The organism is Nonomuraea sp. NPDC002799 (assembly GCF_053592075.1).
Genome location: NZ_JBSFVA010000020.1, coordinates 1 through 13074 on the forward strand (window position 1 = coordinate 1; position 13074 = coordinate 13074).

A 13074-nucleotide genomic window follows, 5' to 3' on the forward strand; every position below is an offset into this window, starting at 1 on the left:
TTCGAGGCCCGACTGGGTCGGGACGTCCTTGCGCCCGGCCTGGCGAGCCGCCTCTACCCGGGCCTTCCACTTCTCGTTGCCGAGCAGCCAGTCGAAAGACTCGGTCTGCAGAGCGAGAAGGTCAGGAACTTCGAGGGGCTCCTGGATGCGCGAAAAAGAGACGCGACTGGGACCAGCGGGTACGGCGGAGGCGTTGCGCGAGGCTGCCAACAGATGTCCTTCCGAGGGCTCGCGGCGGACTGACTACACGCACGCCAGACAACCTCGCAACGTGAGCAAGCATCACGGGTCGTCAAAGGGCAGCGCAAAGGGGCAGTGTAGCCGAACGGCACACGCCTGTCCACTTCGCTCTCGCTGCATGCTCCACGTTGGTCGCAGCATCGCCCGTTCAGGCGCAAACGTCAAGCCCGAAAGCCCGACTTTTAGCCGACTAGGGGCCCGGACGCTGGGTTTTCTCCTCTGCGTGACCGGACGCCTACCGCCAGGCCCAAGACGATACCCGCGATCGTGGGCGGTTAACGCTCCGTCACACTGGGGGTCGAACCCATGCCGACAACCGGTGTAGCAGTGACTGGATTACCCTGATCGAGGGCTACGCTAAACCTGATTTTTGGTAACAATTGAAAGAAGCGGCGCGCCCACCGGGTCCCGGAGCTTCAGGCGGTCCCCAGCAGCGTCGACAGGTCGGCCACCAGCCAGCGACGATCCTGCCGCACCATGACGAACCTGGCCCGGTTCTGCGTGACCTGTTGCCGGGCCTCGCCTTTACCGGGGATCTCCTTGACCGTACCAGTGTTCACGAAGAGCAGAACCTCGACGCGATCAGGCTCCGCTCGCTCGATCCCGGCCCCCGCCACGGCCACCGTCTGCACGGTCTTCTCGGCCTTGGCCCTCGAGGCCAGCGAGGTCGTCAGCGCGGCGTACTGCTTGGTCAGCGCGCCCGTGGTGAGCTGCCCGGCGCGCGCCAGATCCTCCTCCACCGTCCGGTAGTCGTAGGAGAGCAGGTCGGGCGCGACGTCCTTGGCCACGGCCAGCGCCTCCACCCCGGCCGCGTCGGCGTCGCGCAGGTCGCGCAGGTTGACCCACATCGTCGGCACCAGCACGCCCGCCACGACCACGAGGACGCCCAGCAGCACGATCACGAACGTTCTCACGTCACCTGCACCACCTTGGACACCAGCCAGCCACCGCCGATCTTGCTCACGTCCATCGACCAGCGGTAGTAACGCTGCTGGGGCGGGCTCTTGGAGCCGTCCCAGCGGATCTCCACGTCCGCCACGACCAGCACCTTGGCCGCGGCCTCCCTCATCGAGACGAGCCCCGTCGCGCGCAGCACGCCGTGCTGGACGACCTTGTTCGCGAGCGTGGTGGACTTGAGCTTGCCCGTGGTGGCGGCGTATTCGGCCCTGGCCGCCCCGGTGGAGGTGTCGAGGATGCGCTGCACGTCGGCGTCGACGGTCTTGTAGTCGAGCGAGACGAGGTTCTTGGCGTGGGTGCCCGCCGCCAGCAGCGCCGCCTGCTTGTCGCCCGCCCTGCCCTGCTCGTCGCGGGCCTGAACGGCGATCCACCCGCCCGTGCCGACGAGCACCGCCAGCGTCCCGCAGAGTGCCGCGATCAGGATGCGAGCGGGCCGAACAGCAAGTCCTGCCACCTCAGCTCACCTCTTCCCCGCCCGGTCGCCGGATCATAACGCGCCACCCAGGCGCCCAGCCCGGCAATCGACGGAGCCGGTTGGGAAGCCGGGGCGTTGCGCCCGCCGCGTACCGTGGTCGCGCTGTCGCGGGGCTCCCTGCAGTACGCCGCCGGGTCGGCCCGCCGGGGGGCGACGTCGCGCGGATGGCGCCTGCGTACGTGCTCGTAGCCGCGCCGGCACGGCGGCGGGACGTTGACGTTGAGGTCGAGCCCGAGGCGCAGCCCGTCCTCGCCCACCACCGTGAAGGCGCCCGCCACGGCCGCCGGATAGCCGATCATGAGCTGGCGCAGCGCCGCGACGCGGGCCGAGACCGTCTGCCCGCCGACGACCAGGTGCGCCAGCAGCGGGCGGAGGTGGGGATCGACCCCGTCCACGAGCCGCTCCACCGACCGGGCCGCGCGCGGGGTGCGGCCGAGGACGTTCGACAGGTCGTGGGCGCCTTTCCTGAGCGAACCAGTCAAGGTGGCCAGATCTCCCGCGAATGCCCTCAGATGGCTCCCAGACGCCCGCTGAGCGTCCAGCACGGTCTCTCCGTCATCAAGGACCGAGACGGTCTCGGGAAGCACCTCCTCGGCCTGCCCGAGCAGCGTGCCGCCCGCGTCGATCAGCCGGCCCAGGTGCGGCCCGCTGAACGCCTTCTCCAGCTCCGTCACCACCGTCTCCAGGTCGCCGGGGTCCACGGAGGCGAGCAGCCGGTCGGTGTCGCCGAGCACCTGGGCGGTGGTGATCGGCAGGCGGGTGCGCTCGCGGCCGATCACGTCCCCGTCCCGCAGGTACGGCCCCGCCGCCCCGGACGGGCGCAGATCCAGGTACTGCTCACCCACGCCCGACCGGTTGGCCACCAAGGCGAGCAGCCCCCGCGCGGGCACCGGCCGCGCGGGGTCGAGCCTGAGCACGGCCCGGGCGCCGCCGCCGGCCACGGCCAGCGACTCGACCCGCCCGATGGCGACCCCCCGGTAGGTCGCCTCGGAGTTCTCGAACAGACCGCCGGCGTCGGCCAGGTCGACCGTGACCCGGTAGGCGGGATCGAACAGGTCGGCGCCCACCCGGGCGTACCTGACCAGCGTGTACGTGACCGCCACCACCCCGATGACCGCGAACGCCACCAGCCGGGCGATCACCGCTCGCCGCCGAGGAGGTTGCGCAACGTCCTGCCGGGCGACACGTCCACGACCACGTCGGTGTCGGCGTAGTCGCCCTTGAACATCGTGGCCGCCGAAGCGGGGAACGGGAAGGTGAGCACGGTGGACAGGTTGCCCGCGATGCTGCGCCGCGCCTGATCCAGATATTTCAGGATCTTGCGGAGGCTGCGAAGGTTCGCCAGGGTGTCGGCCTGGGAGCGTTCCACGACGCGGCCGGCGGTGCGGCCGAGGCGGCCGAGACCTGCGAGCAGGCCGGTCAGATCGCGGCGCTGCCGCCGGAGCTGCTCGACCGCCGGGCCGGCCTCCGTGGCCACGGCCTCGATCGTGCCCCGCTGACCGGCCAGCGTGGCGGTGAGGTCGTCGAGCTCGTCGATCAGCCGGACGATCTCCCGCTTGGAGCCGTCCAGCCCTTCGGCGAACGTGTCCAGCCTGCGCAACAGGTCCTTGATCGTGTCCGAGCGGCCGTCGAGGACGGCACCGAGCTCGATGTTGATGGTCGCGAGCTGGTCCAGACCGCCGCCGTTCACCAGGAGCGAGGCCGCCGACAACACCTGCTCGACCTCCGCGCTCGTCCGCGTGCGCGCCAGCGGGATCGGCCCGCCCAGCCGCCCCCGGCCGGCGGGCAGCAGCTTGACGAACTTCTCCCCCAGCAGGCTCGTCTGCGCGATCGCCGCCGTGGTGCGGTCGGGCAGGACGACGTCGCCGCGTACGGCGCAGACCACGCCGGCCCGCCAGCCGTCGTCCAGCTCGATCCCGGTGACCTCCCCCACGGTCACGTCGTTGACCTTGCAGAGGGACTGCGGCACCAGATCGAGCGCGTCGGCGAACTCGATCGTCACCGAATAGGGCCGCCCGCCCAGATCGGCGCCGCCGGGCAGCGGCAGCGACCCGGCACCCTCGAACCCGCAACCACCGGTGAGACAGAGCAGGACGACCCCCGCGGCCCACCCCCTGACCAAACTCATCGGACGAGACCGCCGAGACCGCGGTCGGGCGGCGGCTGGATCGAGGCGGGCAACGGCACCAGGTTCTGGACGATCGTGTCGATCCAGCGGCCGTTGCCCCCCGCGTCGGCCACCTGCCGGGCGAACGGCGCGAGCAGCTCCAGCGATCGGCCGAGACTCTCCTCGTTGCGCCTGAGCACCCCGGCGAAGGCGCGCAACCGCTCCAGCGCCGGCCTCATGGTGGTCCTGTTGTCGGCGACCAGGCCGTCGATCTGACCGGACAGCAGCACCGTGTCGACGAGCAGGGCGTGGATGACGGCCCGCCTGGCGGCGATCTCGCGCAGCACCAGGTCACCGTCCCTGACCAGGCCGCTCAGGCCGGTGTTCCGGCTCGCCAGGAGGCCGGTGACGGAACGCGCGCGGCGCATCAGGTCGTGCAGCCGGGCGTCGCGGGAGGCGATCGTCCGGGAGAGCCGGCCCAGCCCGTCCAGCGAGGACCTGATCTCCTCCGACGAGCCGTCGACCGTCCGCGCCAGCACGGTCAGCGCGGAGGCCAGCGCGCGCTCGTCGATGCGCCCGGCGGCCTGGGACAGGTCGGCCACGGCCGGCATGACCTCGTAGGGGACGCTCGTGCGCGACAGCGGGATCGGGCCCCGCAGGCGGCCGGGGCCCCGGGGATCGAGCATGACGTGGTGGGCGCCGAGCAGGGTCTTGATCCGGATGTCGGCGCGGGTCAGCGAGCCGAGGCCGACCTCGCCGGCCACCCGCAGCTCAGCGCGTACGTGGTCGCCTTCGAGCTCGACCTCCGTGACCTCGCCCACCAGCACACCGGCGATCATGACGTCGTCGCCGGGACGCAGGCCCGCCGACTCCGCGAACGCGGCCTCGTACGTGGTGCCGAAGGGCAGCTCGCCCACCCCCAGCGCGGCGGCCACCAGGGCGAGCGCCACGGCGATGCCCCCGACGGCCAGCGGGATCGGGTCGCGTCTCCTGAAGGGGGTCAGTGGCATCGCGGGCTCTCGTTGACGATCTTCGGCGTGGTCGCCTCGCCGCTCCTGACGGACAGCGAGCAGAGGTAGAAGTTGAACCACGAGCCGTAGGAGGTGGCTCTGACGAGCTGGTTCAGCCGGGACGGGGCCTGCTGGAGCGCCTGGTCGATCACCTCGTCGCGGTCGTTGAGCGCCGCGAGGAGGCTGTCTGCGTGTTCGACGGCCGCGCGCAGGTCCGGCCTGGCCCGCTCGATGAGGGAGCCGGTGAGGCCGGTGAGGCGGTCGAGCGCGGCCAGGGAGCCGCCGATCACCTCGCGGTCCCTGGCCAGGCCGCCGACCAGGGCACGCAGGTCAGTGATCAGCTCGCCGTACTCGTGCTCGCGGCTCGCGACCGCGCCGAGCACGGCGGCGAGGTTGTCGATCACCCGGCCGATCACCGCGTCGTGGTCGGCCAGGGCGCCGGTGAGCGAGCCGATGTGGCCGAGCAGGCTCTCGACCGTGCCGCCCTCGCCCTGCAGGACCTGGACGATCTGCCAGCTCAGCCGGTTGACGTCGGCGGGGCGGATGGCGTTCAGCAGCGGTCTGAAGCCGTTGAACAGGGCCGTGACGTCGAGCGCCGGGCGGGTGCTCGTGATGCGGGCGCCGGGCGGCAGGAGCCCGGGGCCGCCGCTGCCCGTGGACAGGTTCAGGTAGCGGTCGCCCACCAGGTTGCGCCAGCGGATGGCGGCCACGACGGAGTGGGGGAGGCGGGTGCGCTCGCGTACCGAGAAGGCGACCCGGGCGCGCGTGCCCGCCAGCGTGACCTCGTCGACGCGGCCCACCCGGACGCCCGCGACGCGGACGTCGTCGCCCGCGCGCAGGCCCGACGCGTCGGTGAAGAGCGCTTCGTAGGCGGTGGACGCGGCGAACGGCACGCCCGTGATCGTGATCGCGAGCGTCGCCACGCAGAACGCCGTCACCAGGGCGAACGCGGCCAGTTTGAGGCCGGGCCAGAGCGTGGTCATCGCAGCAGCAACCCCGCCAGGTCGCCGGTCCTCATGCGCGCGAACGGATCAGGCTCGTCGCCGGTCCCGTCGTCGAACCTGATCCGCGGGAACGGCACGGGCGGGTGGTCGGGCAGGCCGTAGCAGCGCGGGCCGCGGCGGTCGTCGTACGCCGGCGTGTCCCGGCCCGCCAGGTACGGCGGCCGCGGCCTGACGATCTCCAGGTGCACCTTGAGACTGCCGTGGCCGAAGGCGTCGTCCAGCAGCGGACTCAGGCGGTCGAGGCCCCGCAGGACGCACGGCAGCGCCGGGGCGTGGCGGGCGGTGAGGTCGAGCGCCGGGCGGGCGACGTGCTGGAGGCCGACGAGGCCGGTCTCGGAGTCGCGCAGGAGGCGGTCGGCCTTGGCGGCGGCTCTGGGGACGTCCTCGGTGATCTGGACGATCTCTCCGGCGCGGGCGGTGACGGTGCGGCTCAGGGCGGCCGTGTTCGCGAGGGTGCGCAGGAGGTCGGGGGCGGCGTCGCCGTACAGGGCGGTGACGTCGGCGAGCTTGGAGATGTCGCGCCTGATCGCCGGAAGGTACGGCCGCAGCGTGGCCAGGTAGGCGTCGGCCCTGGCCAGGGTCGCCCCGAGGCGGTCGCCACGGCCTTCGAGTGCGGTGGCCAGGGCGTTCAGGGTGGCGTTGAGGCGGTCCGGACGCACGCCGCGCAGGCGTGACAGGAGACGGTCGAGGACCTGGGGCAGCTCGACGGCCGTGGCCGAGGCCCTGATCACGTCGCCGTCGCGGATCGGGCCGCGCGGGGTGGCCGGCGGGCGGAGGTTCACGTATTTCTCGCCGAACAGGGTCTTCGGCAGCAGCTCCGCGGTCGAGGCGCGGTCGACGTCCTGGTCGAGGGCGAGGGTGAGCCGGGCGCCCGCCGCGTCCGGCTGGAGGTCGGCCACCTCGCCGACCACCACGCCGTGGACCTTCACGTCCGCCCGCCGGTCGAGCTGCAGACCCGCCGCCGGAACGATCAACGTGACCCGCTTGGCCGTGGAGAAGACCTTGAGGTAGACGGCCACGGTCAGCGCCGCGAACGCGGCGATGACCGTCAGCAGCACGACGCCGTACCTCATCCGGCCAGCCGCACCGTCGTGGTGGTGCCCCAGATGGCCAGGCCGAGCAGGATGTTCGCGACGTTGACGGTGACCAGGACGGCGCGCACGGCCCGGCCGACCGCGACCCCCACCCCCGCCGGACCGCCCGTCGCGTGGAAGCCGTAGTAGCAGTGGATGAGGATCACCAGCACGGCGAAGACCATCGCTTTGCCGAACGACCACAAGACGTCGTAGGACGCCAGGAACAGGTGGAAATAGTGGTCGTAGGTGCCGGTCGACTGGGCGTAGAAGACAGTGACGATCAACCGGGTGGAGACGTAGGAGGCGAGCAGGCCGAGCACGTAGAGCGGCACGACGGCGGCGAACCCGGCGATCAGCCGCGTGCCCACCAGGAACGGCACCGGCGGCACCGCCATGACCTCCAGCGCGTCCACCTCGTCGCTGATCCGCATCGCGCCGAGCTGGGCGGTGAACCCGGCGCCGACGGTGGCCGACAGGCCGATCGCCGCCGTGATGGGCGCGATCTCGCGGGTGTTGACGTAACTGGACAGGAAACCGGTGAACGCCGCGCCGCCGAGCCGGTCGAGCCCCGGGTAACCCTGCAGGCCGACCTCGGTGCCGGTGAAGAAGGTCATGAACGCGACGATCGTCATCGTGCCGCCGATCACCGCCAGGCCGCCCGTGCCGAGGCTGACCTCGGCCAGCAGCCTGAGCACCTCCCTGCGGTAGCGCACGGCGGCCGGCACGGACCCGATGGCCCTGGCGTAGAACTCGCCCTGCTCGTTGAGCGCCCTCACGTGAGCACGACCTGGTTGTAGACGGCGCTGATGAGGAAGTTCTCGGCGAACAGCACCATGGCGGCGAACACCACCGTCTGGTTGACCGCCTCCCCCACGCCCTTCGGCCCGCCGGCCGCGCTCAGCCCCTTGTAGGCGGCGATGAGACCGCCCGAGACCCCGAAGACCAGCGCCTTGACCTCCGACACCCACAGGTCGGAGACCTGCGCGAGCGTGTTGAACGACTGCAGGTAGGCGCCCGGCGAGCCGCCCTGGGCGACCACGTTGAACAGGTAGCCGGCGATCAGGCCGGCCGTGGTGACCAGCCCGTTCAGCAACGGCGCCACGAACGCGCAGGCCGCCACCCTGGGCACGACCAGGCGATGCAGAGGGTCGAGCCCGAGCACCTCCATGGCGTCGATCTCTTCCCTGATCTTGCGCGCGCCGAGGTCGGCGCAGATGGCGCTGCCCGCCGCGCCCGCGATCATCAGCGCGGTGACCACGGGGGCGGCCTCGCGCACGATGCCGAGCACGGCTGTTGCTCCGGTGAACGACTGCGCGCCGAACTGGCGGATCAGGTTGCCCGTCTGCATGGCGAGCACGGCGCCGAACGGGATGGCGACCAGCGCGGTGGGCAGCGCGCTGACGCTCACGATGAACCACGCCTGCCGGACGAACTCCCGCCCCTGGTACGGCCGCCGTCCCGCGACCCGGAGGACGTCGAGCGACATGGCGACGAACCGCCCGATCTCCACCATCACCATGAGCGCTCGCCCACGCACGCAAAGTAGTCGCCCTGGGCCGCGAAAGGCCACCTGCCGGCATTGCTCAAGGGCTTACCTGACGCCGTTGACGTGGGCGTTGATCAGGCGGGGATATTCCTCCAGCCAGTTGCGGCCGCGCTCGTCCACGAACGAGCCCTGCGGCGGGATCACGCCGTTGGCCGCCAGCCAGGTGCCAGGCGGCTGCTGAGTGCGCCGGAGCCGGCTGCCGCTCGGCATGAGCTGCGGCGGGATCGGCGGCAGCGCGCCGGGATCGTGCCCCTGCTGCGCCTCGGCCTCCAGCTCGGAGACGTCCTTCTCCTCCGACATGCCGATCGGCCCGTGCTTCCTGGCGTTGAGGAACTGCCGCACCACCGGCTCGTCGCTCGACAACAACATCTCCCGCGGCCCGAACATGATCAGCTCACGTCTGAAGAGCAGCCCGATGCCGTCGGGCACCGTGCGGGCGGTGTTGATGTCGTGGGTGACGATCAGGAACGTCGCCTCGATCTCGGCGTTGAGGTCGACGATGAGCTGGTTGAGGTAGGCGGTGCGGACCGGGTCGAGCCCGGAGTCCGGCTCGTCGAACAGGATGATCTCCGGGTCCAGCACCAGCGCCCTGGCCAGCCCCGCCCGCTTGCGCATGCCGCCGGAGATCTCCCCCGGCAGCTTCTTCTCGGCGCCGAGCAGGCCGACCAGCTCCATCTTCGCCATCACGATCTGGCGGATCTGGGTCTCGGTCTTCTTGGTGTGCTCGCGCAGCGGGAAGGCGATGTTGTCGTAGAGGCTGAGCGAGCCGAACAGCGCGCCGTCCTGGAAGAGCACGCCGAACAGCCGGCGCAGCTCATAGAGCTTGTTCTCGCTGCAGTTGGCCAGGTCGTGGCCGTTGATCCAGATGTGGCCGCGGTCCGGCCGCAGCAGGCCCACCAGCGTCTTGAGGAAGACCGACTTGCCGGTGCCCGAGGGGCCGAGCAGAACCGAGATCTCACCCGCGGGCAGGGTGAGCGAGACGTCTTCCCAGATGACCTGACGGCCGAACGACTTGGTCAACCCGTCGACCACGACCTCGACGCCCACGGGCCACCCCTTTCCGCCGCCTGTAGCAGGGAGTATCCAGAGGATTACGTGCCGAACACTTTACTTGCAGTTGGCCATCACCGTAGCGACGTTCCGTCGAAAGCGAACCCGCACCCGTAAGTTGTTACTTGCCAGTTATGAGACTTCAGGTCCAGTAAGCGCCCTGAGGGCGGGGCGCAACACCCGGGCGATCTCCTCCTGCGGCACCTCGCGCAGCTCGTCGAGATCGAGCAACTGGTGCCCGACGGTCACGCCGAGCAGGATCGTCGTCATCAGCGCCGCCCGCAGCCGCGCGTCATCGCCGGGCAGGGACTCGGCGAGCCGGTCGATCTGCCGGCCCAGCACCCCCCGCGCCGACTCGGCGGCCTCGGGATGGGTGAGCATGGACCGCAGCATGGCGAGGGAGCTGTGCGGCAGCTCGCCCATCTTCACGGTGAGCGTGCCCAGCAGGTGCTCGACCAGCTCCTCGCCGCCCAGAGCACCGTCGGGGGGCGGGGTCACGCGCACGGCCTGCTGGAAGAGCTCCTGCTTGCTGCCGAAGTACTGCATCACGAGGGCGGGGTCGACTCCGGCCGCCTTGGCGATGCCCCGGATCGTGGCCCGCTCGTAGCCCACTTCGGCGAACAACGCCCTGGCCGCGCCGAGGATCCTCTCCTCGCTCCTGCGCCGCCTCTCAGCCCGCGGAAGCAGTCTCTCGCCCACGACCCCGACTCTACCCGCGCCGCCCAACCCTCCCGTCTCCCCTTTCCCCCGCGTTACCTGACCCTCCCGCTTCCGTCTTCACCGCGGTCGCCGACCCTGCCGTTTCCGTCTGCCCCGCGTCGCCCGACCCTCCCGCTCCCCCTTCACCGCGTTGACTGAACGCCGCCTTTCGCTCTACGCTCGTTGAGTCAACACTCGTTGAGCGAAAGGGCTCACCATGGTCATCGACGCCATCGTCACCGGGTACCACGCCGCCATGCTGCACAAAGACCCCGACGAGCTGGCCGACCTCTACGCGGCCGACGGGCTGCACGAGTTCCCGTTCGGCGGGCTGCCGCCGTTCAAGGGGAGGGAGGAGATCCGCGCCGGCTATCACGCGATGTGGGGCCCGTCGGGGTTCGAGACCCAAGAGGTACGCCTGATCGCGCTGCACCGCACGGAGGATCCGGAGGTCGTGGTGGTGGAGCAGACCACCGTCGTCACGGCCGGCACCCAGACGATCGCCGTCCCCGGTCTGCTGGTACTCCGGATCAGGGACGGCCAGATCATCCACACCAGGGACTACATGGACACCAGCGCCATCACCCGCGTACGCACCGCCTCAACCTGACCCCGACCACCTCTTCCGCTCCACCGACGGTGGCGCTGGTGAAGTCAGCTCTGGCAGGTCCTAGTGGAGCCTGCGAAGTCAGCTCTTGGTCAGATCGAACACCGCGGTCCCGCCGACGGTGGTGCTGGTGAAGGTCTCCTGCACCCACGCCGCGATCCGGGACGCCGCATCACTGCCACCTGTGCCATCATCACTCGCGCCACCGCCGGTCGCACCGGCCGTTCTCCCACCGAAGCCCCCCATACCCGTCCCGACGAAGTAGTGGATCTTCTTCTCGGCGACGTACTGCTGGAACTGCTCCAGCGTCGGAGCGGGATCGGTCCCGTTGAACCCGCCCACAGCCATCACGGGTTGTCCGCTGGCGAGCTGATAGCCGGCCGCGTTGTTGGAGCCGACGGTGGCCGCCGCCCATGCATGGCCGGCGGCGCCGTTCTTCAGCAGCGCGGTGAGCTCGGCCGCGGGGGTGCCCGCGCTGAGCAACCCGCCCATGCCGCCACCCATCCCACCGCGACGACCCATGCCATCGGCCCCCGACCCGTCACTCCCCCGGGTTCGCCCATCACCCGGCTGCTGAGCAGTGCCACCAGGCCCACCGGGCCACTGACCACCTCCAGGAGCCGCCTGCCCGAACGGCTGGCCACCTCCAGGCGCCCCCTGTCCAAACGGCTGGCCACCTCCAGGCACTCCCTGCCCGAACGACCGACCGCCTCCCCCGGCTCCGGAGCGCTGGAACCCGCCACCGCCAGGCTGCCCGAAACCGCCGGTGGTGGGACCCGCCGTCGGAATGGCCCCCGTATGCGGCGACGCGGCCGTGTCCATGGCATAAGCCGCCGGCCCCGCCAGGCACGCCACGCACGCCACTGAGGCGACGGCGACGACCGCCAGGGCCCGGCGGACGAACAACATCACCAGCGCCGCCCCCAGTCCGGCCACGAGCACGGCGAAACCCAGCCAGGAGTTCCAGTCGGCGCTACGCGCCAGCAACAGGTAGGACCACGCGACCGTGCCGGCCGTGACCACGGCGAGCAGTCTGTACGCCCGCCGCTCCCACGCCACGGCCGCCCCCATGCCCACCAGCACCGCGATGGCCGGAGCCAGCGCCACCGTGTAGTAGGCGTGGAAGATCCCCTGCATCAGGCTGAAGATCAGCCCGGTCACGACCAGCCAGCTCCCCCACACCCACAAACCGGCCCGTACCGGATCGACCCGCGGCGCCCGCCGGGTGAGCCAGGTGCCCGCGACCAGCAACGCCAGCGCCGCCGGCAGCAACCAGGCGATCTGCCCGCCCGCCTCGGTGTCGAACAACCGCAACCATCCGGCCTGCTGGTTCAGATTTCCCAGCCCGCCGTAGTCACCACCGTTGAGCCGCCCGATGCCGTTGTATCCGAGCGCCAGCTCCAGCACGCTGTTGTTCTGCGAGCCCCCGATGTACGGCCGATCGGCCGCAGGCACCAGCGCCACGGCCAGCAACCACCATCCGGCGGCGACCACCATGGCCGCCCCGGCCAGCAGCAACTGCCACATCCGCCGCCAGAAGGCCACCGGCGCCGTCACCAGATAGACCAGCGCGAACCCCGGCAGCACCAAGAACGCCTGCATCATCTTCGCCAGGAACGCGAACCCGATCGCCGCCCCCGCCAGCACCAGCCACCGCGTCGCCCCGCGCTCCTGAGCCCGCACCACGCAGTATCCGGCGATCGTCAGCAACAACACCAGCAACGCGTCGGGATTGTTGAACCGGAACATCAACACGGCCACCGGCGTCACCGCCAGCACGGCCCCGCCCAGCAGCGCGGCCCACGCGTTGAAGAGCCTGCGCACGGTGGCGTAGACCATCGCCACAGAGCCGACCCCCATGAGCGCCTGCGGAATGAGGATCGCCCATGAGCTGAGCCCGAACAGCCGCACGCTGAGCACCATCGGCCACAACGAGGCGGGCGTCTTGTCGACGGTTATGGCGTTGGCGGCGTCGGAAGCCCCGAAGAAGAACGCCTTCCAGCTCTGACTGCCCGCCTGCACGGCCGCCGAGTAGAAGGAGTTGGCCCAGCCGGAGGAGCCGAGCCCCCAGATGTAGAGCACACCGCTGCCGAGGAGCAGCCCGGCCAGGGCCCAACGAGACTTCGCTTCAGTAACCACAACCAGAACGCTAGGCAAGGCGATTGGCGAGGCGATGAGACGCGCATGAGAATCTTCTAAGGCAGCACCGCGCCGGCAACACCGCAGGCCCTGGCGAGTGCACGGACACCCCAGGCGCGCCACGGCGCACGGGCCCACTTGGCAGACCGCACCTCGGACACACA

The 13074-nt window shown here is 70.8% G+C and carries 14 protein-coding genes; 1 reads left to right on the plus strand and 13 read right to left on the minus strand.

The genetic code is table 11. The features are described from left to right. The 12 genes from ACWD0F_RS30925 to ACWD0F_RS30980 form a co-directional block, all read right to left on the minus strand. On the minus strand, window positions 1–210 hold a 210-nt coding region (locus tag ACWD0F_RS30925), incomplete at its 3' end, for a hypothetical protein (protein WP_449881489.1). 446 nt (window positions 211–656) lie between these two features. Next, window positions 657–1154, minus strand: coding sequence for a hypothetical protein (locus tag ACWD0F_RS30930; RefSeq protein ID WP_449881492.1), 498 nt, complete (start codon window positions 1152–1154; stop codon window positions 657–659). After that, window positions 1151–1651, minus strand: a complete 501-nt coding sequence (locus tag ACWD0F_RS30935) for a hypothetical protein (RefSeq protein ID WP_449881494.1) — start codon at window positions 1649–1651, stop codon at window positions 1151–1153. Before ACWD0F_RS30935 ends, ACWD0F_RS30930 begins: the two co-directional genes overlap by 4 nt. After that, the gene (locus ACWD0F_RS30940; RefSeq protein ID WP_449881497.1) at window positions 1615–2814 is read right to left on the minus strand and encodes an MCE family protein; all 1200 of its coding nucleotides are present in this window, start codon (window positions 2812–2814) and stop codon (window positions 1615–1617) included. The genes ACWD0F_RS30935 and ACWD0F_RS30940 overlap by 37 nt, the downstream gene beginning before the upstream one ends. After that, complete coding sequence (locus ACWD0F_RS30945; protein WP_449881500.1) at window positions 2811–3800, minus strand: MCE family protein; 990 nt, start codon at window positions 3798–3800, stop codon at window positions 2811–2813. The genes ACWD0F_RS30940 and ACWD0F_RS30945 overlap by 4 nt, the downstream gene beginning before the upstream one ends. Next, window positions 3797–4789: an MCE family protein gene (locus tag ACWD0F_RS30950; protein WP_449881502.1), complete on the minus strand. Its 993-nt coding sequence runs from the start codon at window positions 4787–4789 to the stop codon at window positions 3797–3799. Before ACWD0F_RS30950 ends, ACWD0F_RS30945 begins: the two co-directional genes overlap by 4 nt. Beyond that, complete coding sequence (locus ACWD0F_RS30955) at window positions 4780–5772, minus strand: MCE family protein (protein WP_449881504.1); 993 nt, start codon at window positions 5770–5772, stop codon at window positions 4780–4782. The genes ACWD0F_RS30950 and ACWD0F_RS30955 overlap by 10 nt, the downstream gene beginning before the upstream one ends. After that, on the minus strand, window positions 5769–6866 hold the full coding sequence (locus tag ACWD0F_RS30960) for an MCE family protein (RefSeq protein ID WP_449881507.1): 1098 nt from the start codon (window positions 6864–6866) through the stop codon (window positions 5769–5771). The genes ACWD0F_RS30955 and ACWD0F_RS30960 overlap by 4 nt, the downstream gene beginning before the upstream one ends. After that, complete coding sequence (locus tag ACWD0F_RS30965; protein ID WP_449881510.1) at window positions 6863–7645, minus strand: MlaE family ABC transporter permease; 783 nt, start codon at window positions 7643–7645, stop codon at window positions 6863–6865. Before ACWD0F_RS30965 ends, ACWD0F_RS30960 begins: the two co-directional genes overlap by 4 nt. Continuing rightward, window positions 7642–8388 carry an MlaE family ABC transporter permease gene (locus tag ACWD0F_RS30970; RefSeq protein WP_449881513.1) on the minus strand — a complete coding sequence of 249 codons (747 nt, stop codon included), beginning with the start codon at window positions 8386–8388 and terminating at the stop codon, window positions 7642–7644. Before ACWD0F_RS30970 ends, ACWD0F_RS30965 begins: the two co-directional genes overlap by 4 nt. A 72-nt stretch (window positions 8389–8460) precedes the next feature. Next, entirely contained in the window at window positions 8461–9462 is a 1002-nt protein-coding gene (locus tag ACWD0F_RS30975; RefSeq protein ID WP_449881515.1) for an ABC transporter ATP-binding protein, read from the minus strand. 135 nt (window positions 9463–9597) lie between these two features. After that, entirely contained in the window at window positions 9598–10164 is a 567-nt protein-coding gene (locus ACWD0F_RS30980; RefSeq protein WP_449881518.1) for a TetR/AcrR family transcriptional regulator, read from the minus strand. A gap of 217 nt (window positions 10165–10381) precedes the next feature. Between ACWD0F_RS30980 and ACWD0F_RS30985 the strand changes: the two genes are divergently transcribed. After that, a complete protein-coding gene (locus tag ACWD0F_RS30985; protein WP_449881521.1) occupies window positions 10382–10774 on the plus strand; it encodes a nuclear transport factor 2 family protein in 393 nt (130 codons plus the stop codon). A 78-nt stretch (window positions 10775–10852) separates the two neighbouring features. Here ACWD0F_RS30985 and ACWD0F_RS30990 read toward each other — a convergent pair whose 3' ends face one another. Beyond that, window positions 10853–12910, minus strand: coding sequence for an ArnT family glycosyltransferase (locus ACWD0F_RS30990; protein WP_449881523.1), 2058 nt, complete (start codon window positions 12908–12910; stop codon window positions 10853–10855). Window positions 12911–13074 lie beyond the last annotated feature (164 nt).

Bases quoted from the DNA above. Each gene is read 5' to 3' on its own strand.
- ACWD0F_RS30960 (WP_449881507.1), bottom strand. From the start codon at position 6,866: ATGAGGTACGGCGTCGTGCTGCTGACGGTCATCGCCGCGTTCGCGGCG.
- ACWD0F_RS30970 (WP_449881513.1), bottom strand. From the start codon at position 8,388: ATGGTGATGGTGGAGATCGGGCGGTTCGTCGCCATGTCGCTCGACGTC.
- ACWD0F_RS30985 (WP_449881521.1), top strand. From the start codon at position 10,382: ATGGTCATCGACGCCATCGTCACCGGGTACCACGCCGCCATGCTGCAC.
- ACWD0F_RS30955 (WP_449881504.1), bottom strand. From the start codon at position 5,772: ATGACCACGCTCTGGCCCGGCCTCAAACTGGCCGCGTTCGCCCTGGTG.
- ACWD0F_RS30945 (WP_449881500.1), bottom strand. From the start codon at position 3,800: ATGAGTTTGGTCAGGGGGTGGGCCGCGGGGGTCGTCCTGCTCTGTCTC.
- ACWD0F_RS30950 (WP_449881502.1), bottom strand. From the start codon at position 4,789: ATGCCACTGACCCCCTTCAGGAGACGCGACCCGATCCCGCTGGCCGTC.